This is a genomic window from Psychrobacter sp., from assembly GCF_018260395.1.
Classification (GTDB): domain Bacteria; phylum Pseudomonadota; class Gammaproteobacteria; order Pseudomonadales; family Moraxellaceae; genus Psychrobacter.
The window spans coordinates 1-3489 of record NZ_JAGLBC010000188.1 but is presented as its reverse complement, the minus strand read 5'-3'; the positions used below and the strand labels follow the sequence as shown (position 1 = coordinate 3489).

Here is a 3489-nt window from a genome sequence, read left to right as displayed (position 1 = left end):
TAGCAATGTTGGACTTCTTTTTTTATAGCTTTTTCTTATCCCGAATTCAGGTTAACTTAGTAGTTAAAATCGTAATGCAAGTGAAGGTTATAGTAACAGTTAAAATAAAGGAATTTCTTTACGGGCAGGAGGCATAAAAGTTACTGCAACTTTTGAAAATTCATAGTCACCGGTGTTCATATCTGCAACGAAATCTGAAGATTCAAAGCTGTTAGCTGCTTGGGTTACTTTTATAGGTTTCTTACTGAAAACCACTTTATTTTCCATATCACCTATCAATTCAGACGCGACTAACTTTAAAGGCGGTTTTGCCGTTTGTACATTAGCGTTTGATTGGCTTGAAAACAATACGTTATTTGTCATTACTACTTTTGATTGTTCATGATATACAACAGCTTCATCAGCATTCACTATAACATTTTGGTTATTGCTAGGACGCCAATTTAATTTCATTGCCACTAACTTATCAAAGTTTTTATCTGAGTAATGCGTTAGATTATCTGCCGTAAGCGCATATTCTGCCACACCCTCTTTATTGGTCTGAACTGCAAGAATATCAGTGGCTTCATACTCTATATTGCTAGTAGACATATTCAAAATAGAGTCTAAGTCGCCTTGGTTCCTATAAAACCAAACCGCAAATATGGCGATTAATATTGAAATTGAAAATAAAAAGCGGGTATTCATTACACCTCTTTATAGCTAAATATATTATTTGATAAAAGATAAACATATTCTTTAATAAAAGTATTACTATTAATCAATTACCACTATATATCTGATTTTTTAAACAGATACTAAGCCTATAAACTATTATCAGTAACTTGATAATTGGAAATAAATTACTTAATTATCAAGTATGTACTTACTGATATATTCTTGATATTTACCATGACCTTTTAATATTAAATCGCAAACTTCTCTCACCGCGCCTTCACCACCTACTCGGGTAGTGACCATTAGGACTCGACTTAATACTTCTTGGTGAGCATTAGGTACAGTGGCAGAAAAACCTACCGATTGCAGTGCTTTTATATCAGGTAAATCATCTCCCATATAAGCACATTCTTCTAACTTTATAGGCAAATCTAAAAGCAACTGCTTTAAAGCTTCAAGCTTGTCATCACGGCCTTGGATGACATAGTCAACCCCCATTTCTTTAGCACGCTGATTGACCATTGAGCTACTTCTGCCGGTAATAATAGCAGTTTTTACACCCGCTAATTTTAGAGACTTTACCCCCATACCATCTTTTACGTTAAAGAATTTCGTTTCCACACCGTTGGCATCATAAATGATATGACCATTCGATAAAATACCATCCACATCCAATACCAGTAATTTTACTTTAGACGCTGCTTGAACCAAATCTTTCATAATTGCCTTCTATTTTTAACTGATGATTTATGAATAATAAAATTAGCTAACACCTGCTTGCAATAAGTCATGAATACTAATAACCCCTTCTAACTGCTGATTTTCATCAACAATTAATAGCTGACTGATCGCTTTTTCATTCATTAAACTAAGCGCATCGGAGGCTCGCATCGACTTTGATACTTGTTTTGGATTGGCTGTCATAATCGCTGACATCGGCGTTTGTAAATCTATATGCTTTTCTAAACATCTTCTCAAATCACCATCTGTAAAGATACCCACTACCTTATTGTCATCATCTACTACCACAGCCATTCCTAGACGTCCGCTGGTCATGACAAATAGAGCATTATGCAAAGTGGTATCTTTAGTCACTAGTGGTAATTTTAAATCCTTTTCTGCATGGTGCATAAGGTCGCTCACGCGCATAAGAAGTTTACGCCCTAAAGCGCCTGCTGGGTGAGATAAAGCAAAGTCTTCTGAGGTGAAGTGTCGGGCATGAACCAAGGCCACTGCAATAGCGTCGCCTAACGCTAAAGTGGCTGTAGTACTTGAAGTAGGTGCCAATCCAAGTGGACAAGCCTCTTCAAAGGCACCCAATGTTAGTGCCACATCCGCTGCCTGTGGCAACATACCGCGCCTATCACGGCTGATACTTATCAACGGAATAGAAAGCTGCTTAACCACAGGAAGCAACGTTTTAATTTCATCAGACTCTCCTGAGTTTGATATCGCTAATAGCACATCACCTGCAACCAACATCCCTAAATCGCCATGCCCTGCTTCACCTGGATGCATAAAAAAAGCTGGTGAGCCTGTAGATGCAAAAGTTGCCGCAATCTTGCGGCCAATATGGCCAGACTTCCCCATACCTGTAACGACCACTCGTCCTTTGCAACATCTAATCAATTCACAAGCTTCAACAAATCTGTTATCGAGTTGCTGAATTAAAAGCTCTAGTGCATTTTGCTCTGTGCGAATCGCATCTATGGCATATTTAATATATTCTTCAGGGGTTGGAGGACGAGTCTGAATTTTCATAGTGTTTTAAACTTATCGCTATTATTGGCTTATATTCAAAATAATTAAATATAGTACAGTGAATTACACAATATATTTAGTAAGGGCTAAGTTTAGCATATTAACCCTTACTACAAGCATTACTGGATGTAAGTTGAATGTAATAAATTCAAATTCAGATTATAAAAAAACCTGCAACGAAGCAGGTTATATTTATCATCAAATTAAGCCAATGTATTGTTTAGTAATATCCTAAAACGAGTTATACAGGTTAAACCGAAAGAGTGAAATTACTCATCATTGCTAAAATTATTACCAAGATCGTCATCTTCTGGCGGTGTAGGCGTAGCAAAACCGCGTTTTTCAAAATTACGCTCACCAAAACCTTGTTGCGGACGATTAGCACCAAAGGTTCTGTCCGAATCGAATCCACGGTCGCCTTCAAAGCCACGCTCTACACCAAACCCACGTTCTTGAGCAAACCCACCCCTTTCTTGGTTAAAACCACGATCTGCAAATCCGCCACGATTATAGCCAGTACTACGTTTGTTAGCAAAACCACCTGCTTCAAATCCAGCTGCACCACGTTCAAAACCACCAGAAGCAGCAGGCGGCGTACCAAATCCGCCTTGATACCCAGCAGGTTGTTGAGAGATTGCTCCTGGGGTTACGCTACTACTACGTGGATTACGAGCTGGAACAACCGTTGATATAGCATGCTTATACACCATTTGACTAACGGTGTTTTTTAATAAGACTACATATTGATCAAATGATTCAATTTGACCTTGTAACTTAATTCCATTTACTAAAAAAATAGATACTGGAATTCTATCTTTTCTCAATGAGTTCAAGAACGGATCTTGTAGTGTTTGTCCTTTTGACATTTGGGATGTCTCCTAAATTTTAATTTATTATATGTGGATGACAAATTAATTATTAGATTATTAGTGTCAATCTAAAAAAGCCATTAAATTTCGTTGTTAATTAATTGTATTTATTAAGCTCGTTTATATATAGCTGTTTTTATGTAGTTATTTAGGGCGTGTTGAACATTCATAATTTCAGCCAAATGTAAGCACAAGCCAAAGC

4 protein-coding genes are annotated in these 3489 nt (G+C 37.2%); all 4 read right to left on the bottom strand.

What is annotated here, in order from left to right; all coding sequences use genetic code 11:
* Positions 1-99: 99 nt before the first annotated feature.
* A complete protein-coding gene (lptC, locus tag QZ265_RS10235; protein WP_296405869.1) occupies positions 100-687 on the bottom strand; it encodes an LPS export ABC transporter periplasmic protein LptC in 588 nt (195 codons plus the stop codon).
* Positions 688-846: 159 nt separating this feature from the next.
* Positions 847-1377, bottom strand: a complete 531-nt coding sequence (locus QZ265_RS10230) for an HAD-IIIA family hydrolase (protein WP_296405868.1) — start codon at positions 1375-1377, stop codon at positions 847-849.
* Between the two features lie 42 nt (positions 1378-1419).
* The gene (locus QZ265_RS10225) at positions 1420-2418 is read right to left on the bottom strand and encodes a KpsF/GutQ family sugar-phosphate isomerase (protein ID WP_296405867.1); all 999 of its coding nucleotides are present in this window, start codon (positions 2416-2418) and stop codon (positions 1420-1422) included.
* 269 nt (positions 2419-2687) lie between these two features.
* Positions 2688-3284 (bottom strand): RNA chaperone Hfq, encoded by a 597-nt coding sequence (hfq, locus tag QZ265_RS10220; protein ID WP_296405866.1) that lies wholly within the window; start codon positions 3282-3284, stop codon positions 2688-2690.
* Positions 3285-3489: the final 205 nt, after the last annotated feature.